The sequence below is a fragment of the Natronorubrum bangense genome (assembly GCF_004799645.1).
Classification (GTDB): Archaea; Halobacteriota; Halobacteria; order Halobacteriales; family Natrialbaceae; genus Natronorubrum; species Natronorubrum bangense.
Window position 1 is genome coordinate 156,217 of sequence record NZ_CP031307.1, and the last position, 18,871, is coordinate 175,087.

The 18,871-nt window shown below is 57.2% G+C and carries 18 protein-coding genes and 2 pseudogenes; 8 read left to right on the forward strand and 12 right to left on the reverse strand.

Annotated elements, in window-relative coordinates; genetic code table 11:
* The first annotated feature begins 47 nt into the window (after positions 1 to 47).
* Positions 48 to 746, forward strand: coding sequence for a protein sorting system archaetidylserine decarboxylase (locus DV706_RS19985; RefSeq protein ID WP_006067232.1), 699 nt, complete (start codon positions 48 to 50; stop codon positions 744 to 746).
* Positions 747 to 1,044: 298 nt separating this feature from the next.
* Here the strand turns inward: DV706_RS19985 and DV706_RS19990 are convergent, their stop codons facing one another.
* Positions 1,045 to 1,296 carry an MTH865 family protein gene (locus tag DV706_RS19990; protein WP_006067231.1) on the reverse strand — a complete coding sequence of 84 codons (252 nt, stop codon included), beginning with the start codon at positions 1,294 to 1,296 and terminating at the stop codon, positions 1,045 to 1,047.
* Positions 1,297 to 1,537: 241 nt separating this feature from the next.
* Here DV706_RS19990 and DV706_RS19995 point away from each other — a divergent pair, with 241 nt between their 5' ends.
* The gene (locus DV706_RS19995; protein WP_006067230.1) at positions 1,538 to 1,927 is read left to right on the forward strand and encodes a ribbon-helix-helix domain-containing protein; all 390 of its coding nucleotides are present in this window, start codon (positions 1,538 to 1,540) and stop codon (positions 1,925 to 1,927) included.
* A 21-nt stretch (positions 1,928 to 1,948) separates the two neighbouring features.
* On the opposite strand, the gene DV706_RS20000 is transcribed toward DV706_RS19995, so the two are convergent.
* Positions 1,949 to 3,583, reverse strand: coding sequence for a cobyric acid synthase (locus tag DV706_RS20000; protein WP_006067229.1), 1,635 nt, complete (start codon positions 3,581 to 3,583; stop codon positions 1,949 to 1,951).
* 136 nt (positions 3,584 to 3,719) lie between these two features.
* A complete protein-coding gene (locus DV706_RS20005) occupies positions 3,720 to 3,935 on the reverse strand; it encodes a hypothetical protein (protein ID WP_006067228.1) in 216 nt (71 codons plus the stop codon).
* A gap of 219 nt (positions 3,936 to 4,154) precedes the next feature.
* On the opposite strand from DV706_RS20005, the gene DV706_RS20010 reads away from it, so the two are divergent.
* Positions 4,155 to 4,556, forward strand: a complete 402-nt coding sequence (locus tag DV706_RS20010; RefSeq protein ID WP_049889934.1) for a universal stress protein — start codon at positions 4,155 to 4,157, stop codon at positions 4,554 to 4,556.
* 51 nt (positions 4,557 to 4,607) lie between these two features.
* On the opposite strand, the gene DV706_RS20015 is transcribed toward DV706_RS20010, so the two are convergent.
* The 5 genes from DV706_RS20015 to DV706_RS20035 all read right to left on the reverse strand — a co-directional run bounded on the left by DV706_RS20015 (position 4,608) and on the right by DV706_RS20035 (position 7,806).
* Positions 4,608 to 4,997 carry a universal stress protein gene (locus DV706_RS20015; RefSeq protein WP_006067226.1) on the reverse strand — a complete coding sequence of 130 codons (390 nt, stop codon included), beginning with the start codon at positions 4,995 to 4,997 and terminating at the stop codon, positions 4,608 to 4,610.
* A 564-nt stretch (positions 4,998 to 5,561) separates the two neighbouring features.
* Positions 5,562 to 5,978 (reverse strand): hypothetical protein, encoded by a 417-nt coding sequence (locus DV706_RS20020; protein ID WP_006067225.1) that lies wholly within the window; start codon positions 5,976 to 5,978, stop codon positions 5,562 to 5,564.
* Positions 5,979 to 6,207: 229 nt separating this feature from the next.
* Positions 6,208 to 6,519: a DUF7521 family protein gene (locus tag DV706_RS20025; RefSeq protein WP_006067224.1), complete on the reverse strand. Its 312-nt coding sequence runs from the start codon at positions 6,517 to 6,519 to the stop codon at positions 6,208 to 6,210.
* The gene (locus tag DV706_RS20030; RefSeq protein WP_049889923.1) at positions 6,516 to 6,863 is read right to left on the reverse strand and encodes an ArsR/SmtB family transcription factor; all 348 of its coding nucleotides are present in this window, start codon (positions 6,861 to 6,863) and stop codon (positions 6,516 to 6,518) included. Before DV706_RS20030 ends, DV706_RS20025 begins: the two co-directional genes overlap by 4 nt.
* 238 nt (positions 6,864 to 7,101) lie before the next feature.
* Positions 7,102 to 7,806 carry an alpha/beta hydrolase family protein gene (locus DV706_RS20035; RefSeq protein ID WP_006067222.1) on the reverse strand — a complete coding sequence of 235 codons (705 nt, stop codon included), beginning with the start codon at positions 7,804 to 7,806 and terminating at the stop codon, positions 7,102 to 7,104.
* Between the two features lie 212 nt (positions 7,807 to 8,018).
* On the opposite strand from DV706_RS20035, the gene DV706_RS20040 reads away from it, so the two are divergent.
* Both DV706_RS20040 and DV706_RS21880 read left to right on the forward strand, forming a co-directional pair.
* Entirely contained in the window at positions 8,019 to 9,257 is a 1,239-nt protein-coding gene (locus DV706_RS20040; protein ID WP_006067221.1) for an RNA-guided endonuclease InsQ/TnpB family protein, read from the forward strand.
* An 80-nt stretch (positions 9,258 to 9,337) separates the two neighbouring features.
* The gene (locus DV706_RS21880; RefSeq protein WP_006067220.1) at positions 9,338 to 9,502 is read left to right on the forward strand and encodes a hypothetical protein; all 165 of its coding nucleotides are present in this window, start codon (positions 9,338 to 9,340) and stop codon (positions 9,500 to 9,502) included.
* A 296-nt stretch (positions 9,503 to 9,798) separates the two neighbouring features.
* On the opposite strand, the pseudogene DV706_RS20045 reads toward DV706_RS21880, so the two are convergent.
* From DV706_RS20045 to DV706_RS20060, 4 genes and pseudogenes are all read right to left on the reverse strand, one after another.
* Positions 9,799 to 10,317 (reverse strand): annotated as a pseudogene (locus DV706_RS20045) (RNA-guided endonuclease InsQ/TnpB family protein); the annotation flags it as partial.
* Positions 10,318 to 10,484: 167 nt separating this feature from the next.
* The gene (locus DV706_RS20050) at positions 10,485 to 10,904 is read right to left on the reverse strand and encodes a universal stress protein (RefSeq protein WP_006067218.1); all 420 of its coding nucleotides are present in this window, start codon (positions 10,902 to 10,904) and stop codon (positions 10,485 to 10,487) included.
* Positions 10,905 to 11,004: 100 nt separating this feature from the next.
* On the reverse strand, positions 11,005 to 12,540 hold the full coding sequence (locus DV706_RS20055; protein ID WP_006067217.1) for a TrkH family potassium uptake protein: 1,536 nt from the start codon (positions 12,538 to 12,540) through the stop codon (positions 11,005 to 11,007).
* 83 nt (positions 12,541 to 12,623) lie between these two features.
* On the reverse strand, positions 12,624 to 14,897 hold the full coding sequence (locus DV706_RS20060; RefSeq protein WP_006067216.1) for an amino acid permease: 2,274 nt from the start codon (positions 14,895 to 14,897) through the stop codon (positions 12,624 to 12,626).
* Between the two features lie 394 nt (positions 14,898 to 15,291).
* Here DV706_RS20060 and DV706_RS20065 point away from each other — a divergent pair, with 394 nt between their 5' ends.
* From DV706_RS20065 to DV706_RS20080, 3 genes and pseudogenes are all read left to right on the forward strand, one after another.
* A complete protein-coding gene (locus tag DV706_RS20065) occupies positions 15,292 to 16,077 on the forward strand; it encodes an Lrp/AsnC family transcriptional regulator (protein ID WP_006067215.1) in 786 nt (261 codons plus the stop codon).
* 362 nt (positions 16,078 to 16,439) lie between these two features.
* Positions 16,440 to 17,319, forward strand: a pseudogene (locus DV706_RS20075) (IS1595 family transposase).
* 294 nt (positions 17,320 to 17,613) lie between these two features.
* Positions 17,614 to 18,756 (forward strand): tyrosine-type recombinase/integrase, encoded by a 1,143-nt coding sequence (locus DV706_RS20080; RefSeq protein WP_006067412.1) that lies wholly within the window; start codon positions 17,614 to 17,616, stop codon positions 18,754 to 18,756.
* Positions 18,757 to 18,871 lie beyond the last annotated feature (115 nt).

Consider the following 18,871-nt stretch of genomic DNA (forward strand, 5'->3'; position numbering starts at 1 on the left):
CGTGCTCCATCGTAACGGCCATACGAACCGATTGCGTCTATTGGAACATGAAATTCGCGCCGGGGGCCTGGAAGTATGCCATTTTGCCCCTGCTCGTTGCGCCGTTTGCACTCGTGTTTAGCGTGACGGCGAGCCTCCTTGCACTCGCAGCCAGTGCTGGGACGCTTGCGTTCTTTCGTGATCCCGAGCGAACGCCGCCACCGACTGGTGTGGTTTCACCTGCCGACGGGACCGTCTCCGTGCTCCGCGAGGAAGGCGACCGCGTTCGATTGGGCGTCTTCATGAACGTCTGGCACGTTCACGTCATCCGTGCGCCGTTCGACGCCACGGTGACCGACGTCGAGCACGTTTCAGGTGCAAACCGTCCCGCCTTCTCGAAAGAGTCAGATCGCAACGAACGGGTTCACGTCCGCTTCGAGACGGCGTCACCGAATCTACCTGCGGCTGCGGAGCCAGCCACGGACACGACACAGAATCAGGATGAACCAACGAGCGATGCCGAAGTCACCTTCATCGCTGGGGCGTTCGCCCGACGCATCCACCCCTACACCGAACGCGGCGACGACGTCGACCGCGGTGATCGACTCGGTCACATCGCATTCGGCAGTCGTGTCGATCTGCTCTTTCCACCTACAGTGGACCTCGAGGACGTCGCTGTCGATGTCGGCGATTCGATGACTGCTGGCGAGACGGTCGTCCTCGAGTCAGCAGCCGACCCAGGGAGCAACTTCGTGCTGGAGCGGTGAGCTGGCACAAGATCCCACGTTTTGATTGCGACACAGCGGTTTTCGGCGTCGATACTTTCGTTGTCTGTGTATAGTTGGAAGATTGGTGGCGAGAACATCAGCACACAGTGTAGACCGTTTACACCGTGTTCACTGTGTGGACGGTTCAGCTCTCGTGACGTACTACTCGTCCGAAAACACGCGGATCTGGCCAGTCTGGTGCTGGTTGCAGCTGTTACGTGAGGCCAAACTGAATCGCTACGCTCGCTTTCCGGTCGGCTGGGCTCGCAGCCGGCCACTCGCTGTGTGGCGAACTGGGTTACAGTTCGCCCTGCTCTTTGAGGTCCTCGATGATGTCGTCGACGAACGTTTCGGGATCGTCGTAGGGGAAGTCGCCACCGGAGGTTTTTGTGTTCAGTTCCATTGCCGTGACCGAGAAGTCGCCAGACTCGAATTTCGTCCCGGGCCCGTTCGGCAGTGCCGGAACGAGATCCATCGGACTCGAGATTGGGTAGTCGGCTCCTTCGAACGCGTCGATCATCTGCTCGCGGATTTCATCTACGTCTGCCATTGCGCGCTCTACTTGCGCATGATAAATAATAAATTTGTAGGTAGTTGCAACGGCCTGGTCTGTCCGATTAATACGCCATTCTTGCAGGCTATAGGCTGTCTCGAGCGTTTTGAGGCGCTTGCTCCTGCTGGACCCACTTGCGACGGACGGATGCGTCCATAGATTGATCTCCCACGCACAACTGTCTACTAGTAAACAGTTCTTCGAAACAATAATGAGTCAGTAGCGAACAGTATTCGGTATGGCGAAAGATACCGTCAGATATCCCGACGAGGTCGTCGAAGAGATCGATTCCCTCGTCGACGACGGTATGTTCGAGAGCAAATCCGAGTTCTACCGCTTCTCTGCAGAGTACGTTCTGACGCTGATCACCGACGATCATACTGTCGAGACGTTCAACTTCGACGAGATCAAGTCCGAACTCGATATCACTCAGGAAGATCACGCGAAGGCGCTGGGGACTGACGGCGGCACCTTCTTTCTCGATGCCGTGATCACGATCCGAAAACACGGGCTTCGTGGAGACTTCGAGGCCGCAGAACGGTTCATCGACACGCATTATGAGCCGACCGACCAGGAGTGTATCATCCTCGAGGAACTGCTCGGAACCTACCGCAGCCAGTCCGCGTAGGCCATTCCAGGCAGCTGACTGCTACTGACCGTCTGTTTTCGCATCCGCCGCGAACGGCTCGCCGAGCGCCTCGAGATCAATGTGCTCACGAACGAGCGTTGCAGCGCGGTCATACGGCGTCGTGCCGGCCTCTGGCTGTGCGTTCTCATCGCCCTCAAGCTCGCCCTTTGGAGGCCACTCTTTCCCTGCGTCCGCAGCGACAGCCTCGAGAAATGCTGTCCGAACCGACTCGTTGTCGAACAGGCCGTGAAGATACGTTCCAAGGACCCGTCCGTGGGCCGCACTCGACTCGCCGAGTGGCCGATCAATGTCCTCGAGCGTCCGCGTTCGACCGGCGTGGATCTCGTAGCCCGAAGCGGGGCCGTCTGCGCCCGCAAGCAACGGTGTCGCGCCGTCGACAGGCACCGTCGTCTGCTCGACGTGTTTGGTACCCTCGAACCGCGTCTCGACGGGCAACAGCCCGAGTCCGTCGACGACGTCATCTTCACCTGTTCCCTCGAGGGCGGCGTTGGTGATCCGCTCGCCCAGTAGCTGATAGCCGCCACAGATGCCGACGATTGGGCCGTCGAAGTCGGCGAGTGCCTCGCCGAACCCGATCTCGTGGAGGGCCAGGAGGTCGTCGACGGTGTTTTTTGTGCCCGGAAGCACGACTGCGTCCGCGTCGAGATCCGCGAGCGGATCGTCCGGCAATCGCTTGTCGCGGCTCGTCGGACCGGTTTCGACCGGTATGAACACGACTGAGACGCCGGGCTCCGCCGCGAGCGCCTCGAGATCTGTCGCGTTCGAGATTCGTGGCAGTCGGGGAACGGCGATCGTTATCCGGCGGTCGTCGGCGACGCCGTCGTCGTCACCCAACACGCCACGTTCGCTCGTCGACGGCAGCCCGACGCTGTCCTCTTCGGGGAGGCCGGGATCATCGTAGGGGAGCACGCCCAGAACTGGGACGCCGGTTTTCGATTCGATCTCTTCGATTCCTGGCTCGAGCAGCGTCGGGTCGCCCCGGAACTTCGTAATGATCGCACCTGCGATGCGATCGCGCAGTGAGTCGGGCAACAGTTCGATGGTGCCGTAGAGACTGGCGAATGCCCCGCCGCGTTCGATATCGACCAGAAGGAGGATCTCGGCATCGGCAAACTGGGCGGTCTCGACGTTCGCGAGATCTCGGTCGTGGAGGTTGATCTCGGCGATGCTGCCGGCTCCTTCGGCGATGACGACGTCGTGGTCGGCCGCGAGTCGCTGGTATGAGTCTTCGGCTGCAGCGCGTGCCTCGTCCCAGTACTCCTCGTAGTACGTGCCTGCGGGAACGTGCTCGTAGGCCCGCCCCTGGACGATGAGCTGGCTCTCTCCGTCGCCGCGGGGTTTGAGAAGGACTGGGTTGCAGTCCGTCGTCGGCGTCATGCGGGCTGCTCGCGCCTGGACGAACTGTGAGACGCCGATTTCGCCCCACTGGTCGTCGCTCGAGACAGTACGTGCGCGGTCGCTGTCAGTCCGGTCGGCCTCGGAGTGGACGACGACGCGAGCGTTGTTACTCATGTTCTGTGCTTTGAACGGGGCAACCGAGACGCCCCGATCGACGAGCAGCCGACAGAGGCCGGCGGCAACTGTCGACTTTCCGACGTGGCTTGCAGTCCCTGCGACGAGAAGGGTTCGTGTCATCCGCGTGGGGACTACTCACGCGGCCCACAGTATCGTCCTATCGATTCAGTCGTATTGTCCTCCCAACCGTATCGATGGAGCACTCAGTGTGAAATCCTTGTGTGATCTGGTGTGCAGACTTTGATCGCGACCAGCGCTACTCGTCGTCGTCGTAGGCTGGCTCAGGTGGCTGCCCATCTTTGAACTCGAGTCGTTCACCCGGATGGGGCTCGATATGACTCAGAATCTCGTGAGGGACGTAGCCGATGTTGTATCCGGCCTCGTTGTGGAGAACGACGCCGTGTTCATACTCACGAAAATCGAAGCAGTTGATCTCTTCGTAGGCGTTGCCGGGTTTGTAGACGACCTTCATAGATGCCTGTGCAACGCAGCGACTGGTTTCGACACGCCTTGCAAATGCAAGTCGCTTTCACGCCCGTATTTGTACCAAAGCGGCAAGCACGCGCGAGTGCGCCGCTGACACACCACACTTTCGTTCGGCAAGGAAAACTCATCGAGACCGACAAACTCGTCTCATCCAGGATCCGACTGTTGCGGGATGTTTTTCTCGGCCGTCGTCAAAGAACGGGCCATGTACGATACGATTTTGGTTCCGACCGACGGCCGGCCGAACACCGAGCGAGCGATCGAAGAGGCGATCGAACTCGCACGCGTTCACGGTGCTTCCATCCACGCGCTGTACGTTATCAACTCTGCCGAAATCGCACCCGGAATGGCGTTCGAAGATCTCGAGCCGATCGGCGAGCGAGCCGTTGAGTACGTTGCAACCCAGGCAGCGGAGGCCGGAATCGACGACGTTCAAACGACAGTCGTCCACGGGCTTCGGCATCAAGCGATCCTCGATTACGCTGCCGACCACGATGTCGACCTGATCGTCATGGGCCGACACCGTGGTATCGAACGATTCTTCCGAAAGAGCGTCTCCGAACAGGTCTCGAGAGAGGCACAGACCTCCGTTCTCGTCGCCGAGTAGTCGGACTCGTCGCTACACCGGTATTGCGGCGACGACAGACCGACCAGTCGATCACAACTCGGGGCCAGGAACGACGACGACCGGCAGTGTGGCTGCCTCGAGCACAGCGTGTGCAGTCGATCCGACCGCTGCCGACTCGTTGGAGATGCCATCGACGGATGCGATGACGAGCTCGTCGACATCGGCCGCGGCTGCAGTCTCGAGGAGGACCTCGGCGGGCTCGCCATCGTCTTCGCGAAGCTCTGTGTTGATTTCGCCAACGGTCGCGAGCCGAACGGGGGCAACGTTTAGCGCCTCTTGAGCATCTCGTCGTGCCGTCGGGTCGCCGGGTGGCGTGACGGCGACAACTGTCACGGTATCTGTTGCGGTCGCTCGCTCGTCGAGGTAGTCACAGATCGCTGCCGTCGTGTGGACGGATGCAGTGCCGGCGAAATAATGCATATCGGGTTCTCGAACGGCAGTCCAAAGAAGCTGTGGGCGGTTCGACTGGCTGTGCCTCTCGAGCGCCGACCTTCGATGTGACAGTCGATACGGCCTGTCTCAGGACGTGGATTTTCCAGGTCAGAAAACGCGCTTGTGACTCTATTAGGTGCCAGCCGAAAGCAGTGGCTGGGGACAATCGTCCCGACTCGGCACGGCGTGACCCGCCCAGTTGGATCATCCCCACCGATCGTCGCTGGACACATCCCACTCGACGGCCGACCGCACCCTCCCACCTCCGCGGTCGGTCCGTCAGGTTTCCGACCATCCAGCAATCCCCGAAACTCCGCTTCGGCCCACACCGACTCGAGTGTCGACCGGTACCCGACTCTCGAGAGTCGAACTGCTTCCCCATGCGCTGACGACCGTACTCAGAGGAATTAGTGTCCATCAGCATACATTCCAGTGTGGCAGATCATGGATCTGGTAAAGTCGACGTGCAAGACTTAGAGGATAGATGCAGCACATCGACACTACTTGCTTCACATCGAATTCAATGGACCAACTCTGCAAGTTCGAACCATATTACTCACAGCGTATATTTGAGCTTTCTAAGAACGATGAATCTTCACCTAACACCCCGTACTCGAAGAGAATACGAAGACAGATTTCCCCGGTTTCGGCCCCTCCAATTCCGATTAGCTCACCGCTTGTTGGGCGATCATCGACGACACCGTGAATTCCAATCGGATCGAAATCCCCCGGTGTTTCTCTTATGACGGGCTCACGAGTCTGTGGCTCCACTTCATGAGATTCCCAGTCGTCAACTCCCTTCGACGTCTCAACGGCGTAATGAAACATCTGATGATCGGATGTACCGTTTGCGAGTTCAACCTCCAGCTGGGCTATCGTGGCCGAATCCTCGCCGAAATAACTACACCCGGATAGCAGTGTGATCGTGGCAGTACTGCCAATCAAGAACCGTCGACGGGTGGAGGGCATTAGTTGAGTGATTAAAGTCTCTTGTCATTAGTCTTCTTGTTCGCTACTTACTGCAGGAGACAATACACGAGCTAAATTAAACGGTCGAATTCGGCACCCAGTCTGTGCCACATTCGCGCTTTGTATTCATCAGTTCCAATCTCTCAACTACACGAGAGAAAGGATATCAAACTATGAGTTGCGTTGTCACTCCCTATCAGTTTCACACACCGTGGAGATGTGTGGCTCCCTAGTGCTGCCCGTACAGCGAGTACATGATCGCGACGAGCCCAGCTAACCGACTCACGTTTTCGAGAAACGCCGTTACAACCTGTTCTGCCCCGACGAGCGTCGTGACTGCCACGTTGATCAGGAACGGGCAAAGGGTCAACAAGAGCAAGCCGACGGCGAGATAGAGCATCGATGACGCGTCGTTGCGCCGATAGCCTCGGTAAGCCTGATAGGCGATAATCGTCCCGATCAGTGCAACCAGGAAGAGACTCGCAACCGTCAGCAGTTCGAACAGGGGTGCCTCGTCAATCCGAACGACGTTCTGGCTCATCGCATCCCCTCCCACAGTCGGGTGAATTTGTCGGCGACGTCCTCATCGCGATACGTCAACTCGAGGGCAAACGAGCCGTCCTCAAGAGACAACTCGAGTCGATCGAGGTTCGCGCTGTAGACGCTGAAGTGGTTGCCGTCAGGTGCGAGTTCCGTCTCTTCTGTGACGAGGTGACACTCCTCGAGGCGCTCGAGGCGCCGGTAGATCGTCGGCAGGGACGCATCACACCGCTCGCTCAGGGTACTGGCAGACATTGGTTCGATGCTCGTATTGGTGAGGATTTCGCGTGCGTACTCGTCATCGAGGACGGCAAGCACAGTTGATAGATCAGTATCCTCACTCACTGTTAGCTCATCGTTCCGGCATGGCTATCAAAAACGGTCCGGTTTTTCTGAACGAGAAAATCCCGTTCCGTCCCTCGATCTGAGCTGGCAGCGTGTGAAGCCGAACATCTCCTCGGTGACTGAGTCGCGTCTGTCCGTCGTTCCAGGACAGGGCCTGCAGTATCATATCGCATAATAGGATTTATCAATGGAGTGCCGCAGTGGCGAAACTGTCTGCGTGGGTCGTGTCCTTGGGCCCTCACTGCGTTTCGAGCCAGTGAAACAGTCGCTCGAGCAGCCGTGTTTCTGCTTCCCTCGAGAACCGGTGGCCTTCCGATGCGAACGTCTCGAGGAGGACGTCCGTTTTGAACTGTGCCGCTGCATCGAAGCTGTGAGCGACATCGACGACGGCATCATCGCTGCCGTGAAAGAATGCGAGCGGGATGTCGAGGTCGATGGCTGCGAAGCTGTAGGTGTCGAAATCATCGAAGAATCGTCTATCGATTCGGTCACCGGTATCGAACTGACACTCGCCATCGCGTTCGACGGCCTGCCGATACGCATCAAACACCCGGTTATACGTCACCGGTGCCCGCGTCGCGACCGCGTCGACACGACCGTCCTGGGCAGCGGCGTGAAACGCGACCTTGCCGCCGAAACTCGAGCCAAAGAGTACGTACGATGCGGGACCGAACTGATCGACGACAGCACGCAGATCAGCGAGTTTCGCGCTGAGTGTCTGGTCGACGAACTGGCCATCGGACTCACCACAGCCGCGAAAATCGAACCTGACGGCGTTGTATCCTTCTTCGACGGCTCGCTGACACCGATGTTCGTAGCTCCCGGTCTTGTCGCTGAGAAAGCCGTGACAGAAGACGATCCAGTCGTCTCCGGGTGCCTCGTGGTGGACGGCAGCGACAGCCTCACCATCGACCACCGGAATTCGGTGCTGTGTTTCGGTCATTGGTTTCATCCACGGTGGGTGCTGTCGTAACCGTTGTGTCTGTCGGCTACATGGCCGTCGCTGGCACATCATAATGAATGCAAGGCGGAAACCCGCGTCTTCAGGCGCGGGAGGAAGCCGACAACGATGAAACAAACCGCGTTCGATAGCAGGCCGACTCCCCACGCCAACCCAAACAAATATAAATACGGGCGCCTACATATGAAACACAGATGGGGGAAGACTCAAGCACTCGAACCGTCCCCATCAAGCTCGATGTGGACAAGAGTGCCGCTGACCTCCTCCACCAGACAATCGACCACTTCCTCGACGCCGCCAACCACGTTGTAGACGTAGCGTGGGAACCTGACTGGAAAATCACCAGTAAACAGAAACTCCACGACCTCACCTACTACGACGTTCGAGACGACTCACCACTTCCGGCCAACCTCGTGCAAGCCGCGCGAAACCGTGCCGCAGAAGCCGTCAAAGGTGTCGTCGAACGCTGGAAGAAAGGCAAAAAAGCCTCGAAACCCGAGTTCACCTCGCGGTTCGCCAGCTACGACGCACGAACCGTCACCGTCAACGAAGATCACTGCACACTCGCCACCATCGGCGGTCGAGTCACCGCAGAGTTCGTCCTCCCTGATGAACAACGTGACACGCCACACTCGGCGTACCTGTTCAACGATGACTACGGAGTGAAGGGAGCTACACTCCATTACGATACAGTTGAGGACTGTTTCTACCTTCACGTGCGGACAAAGCCCGCCGTGGAGAACGATGAGGCCGACACAGACGACTCCAAGCACGTCTCCGTCCTTGGTGTTGACCTCGGCATCACAAACATCGCAACCACCTCAACCGGCAAGTTCTGGACCGGCGGCGAACTCAACCACTGGAATCGAGAGTACGAGAAACGTCGAGGCGACCTCCAACAGATTGGAACACGGTGGGCACACGAGAACGTTCAGCGAGTCGGTCGTAAACAAACGGGGCGGTTCGAACAACTGCTTCACACCATCTCGAACGAACTCGTCGAGGAAGCTCTTGAGAACGACTGTACGCATATCGTGTTCGAGCAACTCAAAGGCATCCGCGAACGCTTACCGCACGCGAAAGCAGTTCACAAGTGGGCGTTCCACCGTTTGTTCGGGTACGTCACGTACAAAGCCGAGTCGGAAGGGCTTGAGGTGAAACAAATCAATCCAGCGTACACGAGTCAGCGTTGCTCGAAGTGTGGGTTCACACACGAGGATAATCGTCCACACAACAACGGACAGGACGAGTTCGGTTGTCTGAAGTGCGGGTACGATGTTCACGCGGACTACAACGCCGCGAAGAATATCGGCTTGAAGTATCTCCGCGACCAGCAAAAGTCTGGGCGTGGAGGCGCACCCGTAGGCGTGCGCTTGAACAGCGGGACGTTGAACGTGAACGGCGAGTATTCGCCTACCCCTTTGACGGGTTAGAACGGGAGTCCACGCTGAATGCCACGCCCTTCGGGGCATGGTAGCTTACTTACGCACGTGTTCCTCAAGGACGATACTGTATGACCCAGACGACCTACAGGTGTCACTGTGGCGCGCTTCTGGAATTCAAACAGGATCTCGAGAAAGAGCCTGGGCTCACGACACGGAGCTGGAAGTGCAAGGACTGTGGGATACCCGTCCCCAGCCAGTACGCCGAGAAGATCAGCCACCAACATCCATCCTGATCGCGCGGTCGGTGGGGTATCATTCCCGGATCGTCTCCGATGACCGGACGGCGTCGCGGTCGAAAAGAGTACTTTAGATTACTCGTCTAATCTAAAGTACCCCCTATTTTCGGCTGAAGTGGCGAATATCGCACTCTCGAGGGCTGTATCTAATATCTCCCTCCTCACTGCTGACGATACATCATATGTCGATATACGAACCATCTGCTGACGATCACAACTTTGGGATATAGATTCCTACAAACCACTCGCTCGCTAACAAGTCTGAAGGCTACCTACAGTGAATCGCCTCGGGGTCAAGCCCCGAGGCTTCCCGTTTCCACGACGCACTTTGCAGACACCGAATGGGTGTCCGTAGGGAGCGCAGTCTCCACGGGCGTATCTTCGGGCCATCCCAGCCCTAGTTCAGAAAAGCCGCGTTGCAGGACGTTCATCGCCGTCGCAAAATCGCACGCGATTTTGCTGCCCGTCAGACGTAGTCTGACGACCGCGTTCGCGTCCCTGTCCGTCTCGAATCCGCACGACGGACAGGAGTGTTCCCGCACCCAGATGGGCTTCGTCGTCTCCACACCACACGACGCACATTCCTTCGTCGTGCCTCGGGCTTCGACCTGCACGCCGTGAGTGCCGTACAGGTCGGCCTTGTATTCGAGGAGTGTGATGAACTGTCGCCACGCCGCGTCCTGCTTGTTGCGGGCGTTATGCGACTGCTCAAGCATCCCCTTCACGTTCAAATCCTCAACAAACACCGCGTCGTACTCGCGGACGAGCCACGTCGTAATCTTGTGCTGGTAGTCCAGAACCTTTTGACCTATTACCATTCATATTTATCACATACAACTAGGAGATAATCGGCAGAATAGTAGATGACCTGAGCTAAAGGCGCTAATCACTGTTATCAAGGAGCGAACGTAAGCGAGCGAGTAAGTAGTAGTCACAAACTTGATCTGTTTTGCCAGCAGACCACTCCGTGAAACTAAACTTACTGTGAGGTTGGTAACGAAATAACTGGAATCGCCGGATCAGTAACAATATTACTTGTTATATCCCCAGAAAGGAGCCGCATAATACGACTTCCGCCTCGTGCTTGGAAGGCTACCGCGTCTGCACTCACGTCATCAGCCTCCGTAAAGAGTGCAGAGACAATATCCGTCGCAAAAACCGTGCGTGTATCAACAGCTACAGACGCGCTCAGCAGTGAATCAACGACTGCAAGGATCTCAGATGCATCTTCGCGGCGTTTTTCTAACGGAGCTTTGTCGGGTGCTCCGTCAGCTTTTTCGATAACGTGTATTGCAGTCACGCGTTCAATGTCGTCAAGATACGGTTCAAGTGCAGCACACGTCGCCCGTGCATCCTCTTCAGTTGCAACCGGGATAAGGAGATGATGGAAGGTTCCCATATCTGTACGTAACTGACGGCAGGTAAATAGTTTCTCAGATCACTGTTTGACGAGGTATGTGTGAGCGATTAAGAAGATCTCAAGAGTAGCCAATGAACGGTCAACTGCGCCAGTATGCGGCAGTCAACAACACGAGAACAGGGAAGATCTCGAGACGACCGATCCACATGTAGAGAATCAGCAGCAGCTTTGAACTGGTGGGGAAGTCGACGTAGCCACCCATTGGCCCGACGACACCGAATCCTGGACCAATATTTCCGACCGTCGCGAGTGATGCAGTTACAAGGTCAATCGTTCCGATATCGAATCCGACACGCGTGGCATCCGCAGCGAGCAAGAGAAAACCGAAGAAAAAGATCGCGAGATACAACAGCGTAAAAGCGTAAATCCCACGGATCGCTTCCTCGTCGAGCGGTTTCCCGTTCATCCGGACTGGGCGAACTGCTTCGGGATGGATCGTCGTAAACAGCTCTCGTTTGAGCGATTTGAGAATGACCAGCCAGCGGAGGATCTTGATACCACCACCGGTCGACCCAGTCGAGCCGCCGAGGAGCATCGTGAACAACAACAATACCTGTGCTGGCCCGTTCCAGGTGTTGAAATCCATATTCGCGTATCCAGTCGAGTTGGTCAGGGATGCGATCTGGAAGGTCGCATAGCGGGCGGACCGCTCGAGATGACCTCCGATTTGACCGGTCTCCGGTGTCGATAGAGCGGCATCGAGAAAGAGCATTACCGTTCCAAGCAGCGACAAGACGGTGACGGCAGCGAAATAAAACCGGAACTCGTTGTCCCGGAACAGCGTTCGTGCGTCACCGGAGATGACGTGCCACCACAGCACGAAGTTGACCCCTGCAGCGAACATGAACGGGACGATCAACCATTGCACTGCGGGCGAGAACGCCTCGACACTCCGGGATTCGGGCGAGAAGCCACCCGTCGGGAGCGTCGTGAGACCATGAGCAATGGCGTTGTATACGTTCATATTCGGTGCGAAACCGAGCAAGTGGAGGCCGTATAGAAGCGCCATCAAGAGAACCGTGAGTGCAATATAAGCGATCCAGAGCACTCGAGCGGTTTCAGCGATGTGTGGTGTCAGTTTCGAAATGCCAGGCCCAGGCGTTTCGGCCTTCATGAGCTGTGCGCCACCGACAGCCATCTGCGAGAGGATGGCGACCGCGAGAACGATGATACCCATCCCACCGAGCCACTGGGTGAGCTGGCGCCACATCAGCATCTCTCGAGAGTGGGTCTCAAAGGAGATATCGCCCATCACGGTTGCACCCGTCGTCGTGAAGCCGCTCATACTTTCGAACAACGCGTTGACCGGGTGGGCGAGCGTCCCATTGCCAGCGAGAACGTATGGGACTGCACCGAACACCGAGGCTAACAGCCACGTGAGCGCAACAACCATGAACGCTTCTCGCGCTCCTGGAGTCGGATCGGGGTCAAGTCGTCGAAGAGAGAGGCCGAACCCGGCAGTCAGCACCATCGATACCACGAACACCCACAGATCCTCGGCGCCGTACTGTATGGAGACGACGATCGGAACGACGAACGCGAGCGAAAGAGCCGCGAGGACCGTTCCAACGAGGCTCAACCCTGCCCGCCAGTCCACTCGGAGCTGTCTTCTCATTACAGTGCCTCAAATCGTTGAACGCCTTGACGGCGACGAGATGTTCATTTCATTCGCTCGATGTTCAGTTTTGAGCGCGTGTCTCATCGTTCTAACCGCTGGATTACTGCCTGACGAAGTGTTCGCGGTGCTCGTTGCTCACCACGTGTCATAAGAACTGTTCCAGTGCTCTCGTCGACGATACGCTGTGGGATCGATCCGTACAACGCCTGGGCGACAGCGCTGGACCCCGTTGCACCGACACAAACCGTATCGTACTCCGTGACTTCTGTGACGAGCGTCTCACTGAGATCGTTGCTGACCACGACCTGAGATTCATATTCGTGTTCCTCAAGTCCACCGGCCGCTGCGACATCAGCAATCATTTCGCGACCAACATCAACCGGATCGACGTCATCGTCATCCGGTTCTGGCTGGACATTTAGCATCGTCAGTGTACTCTCTGGGAACGCTCGCATGAGTTCACGGGCGCGTGCTGCAGATACCGGCGCATGTGGCCCGCCCCCGGCGAGCGTTACAATGTCACCAAGTGAGTCGCGCGGATCTTTGACGAGCGTTACGTCACACGGAGCGCGCTCGAGGACGGGGTCGATCGTCGAACCGAAGAGGACATCTCGACGACGCCGTTCACCGCTCCACCCAAGCAACACGTGATCCGCATTTTCTTCAGTGAGGACTGACAGAAGAGTATCTCCAGCATGACGGCCAACAATCGCCCGTGTTCTGACTGGAACATCGAGTTCCTCAGCGACGTCACGAGCGTTCTCGAGGAGTGCCTGTTGGCTCTCAACCCGCTCTTGTTCGAGTTCGATCTGTGCTGGCGACATCTGTGGCGGGACTTCGATTACGTTGATAGCCACGAGTTCGGTTTCGCCGTCCTGACTCGCGGCACTGGCCGCTGCGTATTTGATGAGCAGTTGCTGCGTTTCGGGGTTCGAAATCGGGACGACGACACGATAGACGTCCTCGTCAACCGTTGTCTCAGACGGTGCAACGGCCTCACCAATAAGCGTCGTGGAGAGTGCCTGCTCTTTGGCATAGAACTGATACCAGAGGATCCCAACGACGACGATTCCGGCGCCGATCAGCTGGACCTCCCACGCCATCTGTAGCATGACGATAAGGCAAGCGAGTGAACCGAGAATCGGAACGATGGGATAAGCGATCGAGGGAATCTCGAAATCCGGCTCATATCCGTCTGGCTCCGCTCGGCGGAGTACGATGACGGCAACGTGAACCAAGGCGTAAGTGATAAGAAACATAAAACTCGCCACGTCGGCGAGCGTGTCGATCGGCAATGGACTCGCGATGAGTGCGAGGATCACGCCGCCGGTAACGAGGATTGCCCGATAGGGCGTCCGATACGTCGTGTGGATCTTGTTGAGCCAGTTCGTGAGGACTCGATCACGTCCCATCGCGAAGTTGACGCGCGCGGCGGAGAGGATCGACGCGTTAGCCGAGGATACCGTCGCGAGAATCGCTCCGACGATCATAACGAGCGAGCCGACAGTCGCAAACTCAAGGGTGTACTCGCCGACAGAAGTCGAACCGAACATTCCCGCTGCAGCGGCCGCAACAGTCGCAACGGGAACGGCGGAATCTGCCAATTCCGGAATTTCAAGGATCCCCGTGCTCACAAGCATAACGAGCACGTAGAGGATCGTCGGGGTCACGACAGCTGCGATCATCGATAACGGGAGGTTTCGCCCAGGATCCTCAATCTCTTCGGCACTGGTGGCGATCACCTCAAAGCCGATGAACGTGACAAAGACGGTTCCAGCGGTTGCACCGACAGCCGGCCAACCCTGGGGTGCAAACGGATCCAACAGCCCGGGATCGATAGCCAGCAATCCGACGAGAATAAACACGATGATCAATCCGAGCAACAAGACGACAATGACGTTCTGCAACGAGCCAGTCTCTTTGACGCCACGATAATTGACCGCGACGAGCAGTGACGCCATCGTTACCGCAGCGAGAACGACGAGCAGTGCGTCAGACGGCTGGTTTAGAAGGTACTGACCAAACCCGAGCATATAAAATGCCGTTGCGAACATCAGGCCAGCCCACATCCCCCAGCCAACGATCGTCCCGAAAAAACTGCCAAGTGCGTGGTTTACGTAATAATAGCTGCCACCGGCTTTCGGCATTCCCGTCGCAAGTTCCGACAACGAGAGCGCAGCCAGCAGGGCGACCACGCCACCGATCATAAACGAAATCATGCTTGCCGGCCCCGCACTCTCCGCGACGATTCCGGGGAGCACGAAGATACCTGCCCCGATCATCGTCCCTAACCCGAGCGTGTACGCCTCGAGGAAGCCGAGGTCTCGAGCAAGATCTGCGCCGTCATCGCTCATGGCTATCGGCCTCCCCCATCAGTTCCTGCAAAGGGACACCGATAATACACGGTTCCCTGTTGCCAGTCAATCATGCAGCATCGTATCCCCGTACCAAACATAAAACCTCCGACTATATTTCCACATCAAAAATAGAAGGGGCGTATTATTTTGAGATCGAAGTGTGAGTGTCTAGCAGACCGTCACACGAAAATATAAACGATGCCTTCAGACAGCTAGCCATACAAGAGGATGAAAAAAGAGTGACCATGCTCGAGCGTAGCTATCACTTGAATAGTTAAATTCAACGGCCCTACCGTTCACGTCGACAGAACCGCTGCTGTGTAAAACCCTCCTTGCTTTTCGGATTCGAAAACACCACAGGTATATGGTTTTGCTTCACGAATAATATCCCATGACTGGTGGCTCGAGAGAAGACTATCGACTCGACCAGATAGATCGGCAGATCATATACAAATTGATGGTCGACGCCCGGAATGCATCGGCTCCAAAAATAGCCGGGGAGGTTGGCGTAACCGGGGCGACAATCAGAAACAGAATCGCCAACCTGGAAGAACACGGGCTGATTGAGGGCTACCACCCGACTATTAATTTCGAACGGGCTGATGACTCGCTGATGAACCTCTTTCTCTGTCATACTACGTTCGGAAATGTCGAAACTGCCGCAAGACAACTCGGTGCCGTTCCTGGTGTGATCAATGTACGGGAACTGATGGGTGGCAGAATAAATCTCCACGTGCTCGCAGTCGGCTCTGACACGACGGATCTTAGACGTATCGGTCGTGAGATTGAGAACCTAAACATCGAAATCGAAGACGAGTACCTCTTGCAGAAGGACCATCATTTCCCCTACTCTCCTTATGGTCCGGATAACGGACGACGCTTGGAGCCACTGGCAGACTACATCAGCCTCACTGGCGGTGCGGAGGTGATCGAAGTGACTGTACACGAAGGTGCGCCGATCGCTGAAAAGACACTCCAAGCCGCCGCCGAAGAAGGAATCTTGGATGATGATACACTCGTGGTCGCAGTCGAGCGTGATGACGACGTCCTCACACCACAGGGCCACACCACGATCTACCCCCAAGACATAGTAACAGTGTTCTCACCAAACAGTTCCGGTGACCCCGCGTTGGATGGGTTCCGAGAGCCATCGACGACAAATATGGAGTCCGGGTAAAATGCCTGTAAACAAATACTTACACCGATTCCTTCAGAGCCACGGGACCGATGAAGACAACCCAGATACAATTCTCTATGAATGTCGCCACTGCGGGTCAAAGTTCGACGACCACCGAGACATGTGTCCGACCTGTGGTCGAACCGAATTTGCTACTTATAACTTTACTGAACTCGAGTCGGTTTGAACACACCGTCGAGTAGCGCGACGAACGAGTGTCCAATGAGCAGTAGAATCACAACTGTCCCGATGTTCCCGATTACTGTTAGCCACTTCGCTCTTCGGAAGCAGATTGTTGGTCGAACAGAGCTGGCGCTGTGAAAGCGTAGCGGGCAAGGGTGATGCGTCAGCATCACCCGACTATGTTTCCAATTGAAGTGTTTCGTTCGGAGGCGAGCGCCGCGAACCTGCTGGAGCAGGTTCGCTGGCGCGAGGGCCTCCAGTGCCCGGCTGCCAGTCTGAATCGGTGATCAAGTACGGCAGCTATCGAGAGTATCAGCGGTATCGCTGTAACAATTGTGGACGCACGTTCAGCGACAGGACCGGCACGATCTTTGCGTGCGCGAATATCGGCCTCGAGAAGCTGTTGTTCGCGTTCTACTCGTTGCTCCGGTTCAACACGAGTATCCGCCAGTTAGACGCTGAACTTGATCTCTCGTATCGGTCGCTTCATCGGCGTGTCGAGCGCTTCGCCAGAATGCTCGACGCGCCTCGCATCGATCTCGTTGGCCCAGTCGAGATCGACGAGTTCTACGTCTCTGCCGGGAAGAAGGGCCGCGGGCGCGACCGACCGTCGCGCTCGCGTGGCCTATCAAAGCGTGGACGTGGAAGCTACGACGGACATAAGCCACCTGTGTTTGTCCTCGTTATCGCGGTAGCGATCAGCGATACGTCATCCCGTCGAAATCCGCCGACGAATCAACCGTGCGACTCCTCCTCGATGACTACGAGGAGGAGTCGCTGACAGTCTATACCGACGGATTTCGTGCCTACGACCCATTAGAGAAGGACGAAACGTACCAGCGAGAAGCGGTTATTCACGGCGAAGGCGAGTACGTTGATGGAGGCGCACACGTGAATACGTGCGAGAGCCACGCGTCGCTGGCGCGACGGTGGCTCTCGCCCCATCGAGGCATCTCGAAGAATCTCACCGCGTATCTCAAACTCTTCGAACTTCGCCGGAAAATCCTACGCAAATCCGGACGAGACACTCTGAAAGAACCCATTCGAACTGTTCTCTGATTCACCAACAATGTCCTTCACAAGAGCGAACAACATAGGTATTAATAATGTCTGCATCTTGTCCATTAACTTTGGTATTACTAACTACAATCTGCTGGCCAGGAAAACGGCGGTCCACGGCATATTGCTACCGAGCCGACAGGGAGTCCGTCCACCTCGATCACCAGCGATTTGAATAGCAGTTTCTTTCCGGACTCCCAGTTCCGAAACACAGATTTAGGGTGCTGGGCCAGTATCGTACGAGTAGATGATTCACGGCGTCGATACCGGACCGAACGGCAGGGTGATCGAACCGTGACCGACTCCGAGACAGACGTCGCCGTCGTTGACGCGGTCGATGCGTACCTCCAGCGAAAAGCCGTCGGCGACCCCGACGGACGAGGGGCCGGCACGTACGCTTCTAACGCCGAATCGATCCTGCGACGCTGGGCTGACTGGCTCGAGGCCGAACACAACGTCCACTCACTGTTCGTTCTTGACGTCGAGCATATGCACGCCTACGCCACTGAGTTACGCACTCGAGTCGACCGCGGCGAGTACACGGCCTCGACTGCTGGCACCTACTACGCGGTTGTCCGCGCGTTTCTCTCGTGGTGTGTTCGTGGCGGCATTCTCGAGTCGAATCCGGCCGCGACCGACGACGCTACGGCCACGCTGCCGACCGCTGACGATCGACCGGGCCGCGAGTACTGGACGGCGACCCAGCGCCGTCGACTCGAGCGCTACCTTCGAGAACGCACACTTGCGGCATCGACGGCACCCGACAACCACGACGAGCGGTGTAATCGCTTGCGCGAGTACGCGATGGTCTCGTTGCTCGCCCACTCGAGCGTGCGGGGCTCCGAACTGTTTAGCGTCCCCGACGACGAGCGCCGCACCGGGGCGACGTGGGAGGACGTCGACTTCTATACGGGCACGATTCGCGTGCTGGGAAAATCCCAGCGACTCGAGGATGTGCCACTGCCCGGCCCGGCTCGGACGCCGCTACGACGGTACCGGGTCGTCTTCGATCCACCGGCCAACGACTGGCCGCTGTTTCCGACCCGGCATGCACCGTCGATCGCTCGCCGAGTCAAAAACGTGCTGGCAGAGCGTGGCTACGACGACGACGAAATCGACGCGCTGTGTGCGGATGCGACGGCGAGTGAGCTCGCCCGCGAACACGCGATTGCGCCCCCGGCGATCACCACCGAAGGCGCTCGATCAGTGCTCAAACGGCTCTGTAAGGACGCGAACGTCGACGTCGACGGCAACTACCTGACGCCACGCGGCGTCCGAGGGGATCACGACGGCGACAGCTACCGGCGCGAAGCCACAGCATCGAAACCCGCGTTACGTACATCTGCACTCGAGCGGACGATCGCGGTCCCGGAAACGTACTCACCGATCGTCGACGCCGACTCGAGCGAGCACGATGAACATTCGGAGAATCGCTGACACTGCCGGGTGTCTCGAGTCGCGGATCGCTGACTGTCCGAATTGTCACGGCGTGGTACTGATTTTAGTAGATCGTCTGGCCACCGGCCGCTAATTGATTTTCACCATCATCGAC

What these genes read in the sequence shown, in the direction of transcription:
- DV706_RS20010 (WP_049889934.1), top strand. Translation starts at nt 4,155, where the DNA reads ATGTACGATACGATTTTGGTTCCGACCGACGGCCGGCCGAACACCGAG.
- DV706_RS20025 (WP_006067224.1), bottom strand. Translation starts at nt 6,519, where the DNA reads ATGAGCCAGAACGTCGTTCGGATTGACGAGGCACCCCTGTTCGAACTG.
- DV706_RS20050 (WP_006067218.1), bottom strand. Translation starts at nt 10,904, where the DNA reads ATGGGAACCTTCCATCATCTCCTTATCCCGGTTGCAACTGAAGAGGAT.
- DV706_RS20015 (WP_006067226.1), bottom strand. Translation starts at nt 4,997, where the DNA reads ATGCATTATTTCGCCGGCACTGCATCCGTCCACACGACGGCAGCGATC.
- DV706_RS19990 (WP_006067231.1), bottom strand. Translation starts at nt 1,296, where the DNA reads ATGGCAGACGTAGATGAAATCCGCGAGCAGATGATCGACGCGTTCGAA.
- DV706_RS20000 (WP_006067229.1), bottom strand. Translation starts at nt 3,583, where the DNA reads ATGACACGAACCCTTCTCGTCGCAGGGACTGCAAGCCACGTCGGAAAG.
- DV706_RS20040 (WP_006067221.1), top strand. Translation starts at nt 8,019, where the DNA reads ATGGGGGAAGACTCAAGCACTCGAACCGTCCCCATCAAGCTCGATGTG.
- DV706_RS19995 (WP_006067230.1), top strand. Translation starts at nt 1,538, where the DNA reads ATGGCGAAAGATACCGTCAGATATCCCGACGAGGTCGTCGAAGAGATC.
- DV706_RS20065 (WP_006067215.1), top strand. Translation starts at nt 15,292, where the DNA reads ATGACTGGTGGCTCGAGAGAAGACTATCGACTCGACCAGATAGATCGG.
- DV706_RS20005 (WP_006067228.1), bottom strand. Translation starts at nt 3,935, where the DNA reads ATGAAGGTCGTCTACAAACCCGGCAACGCCTACGAAGAGATCAACTGC.
- DV706_RS21880 (WP_006067220.1), top strand. Translation starts at nt 9,338, where the DNA reads ATGACCCAGACGACCTACAGGTGTCACTGTGGCGCGCTTCTGGAATTC.
- DV706_RS20060 (WP_006067216.1), bottom strand. Translation starts at nt 14,897, where the DNA reads ATGAGCGATGACGGCGCAGATCTTGCTCGAGACCTCGGCTTCCTCGAG.
- DV706_RS20035 (WP_006067222.1), bottom strand. Translation starts at nt 7,806, where the DNA reads ATGACCGAAACACAGCACCGAATTCCGGTGGTCGATGGTGAGGCTGTC.
- DV706_RS19985 (WP_006067232.1), top strand. Translation starts at nt 48, where the DNA reads ATGAAATTCGCGCCGGGGGCCTGGAAGTATGCCATTTTGCCCCTGCTC.
- DV706_RS20055 (WP_006067217.1), bottom strand. Translation starts at nt 12,540, where the DNA reads ATGAGAAGACAGCTCCGAGTGGACTGGCGGGCAGGGTTGAGCCTCGTT.
- DV706_RS20020 (WP_006067225.1), bottom strand. Translation starts at nt 5,978, where the DNA reads ATGCCCTCCACCCGTCGACGGTTCTTGATTGGCAGTACTGCCACGATC.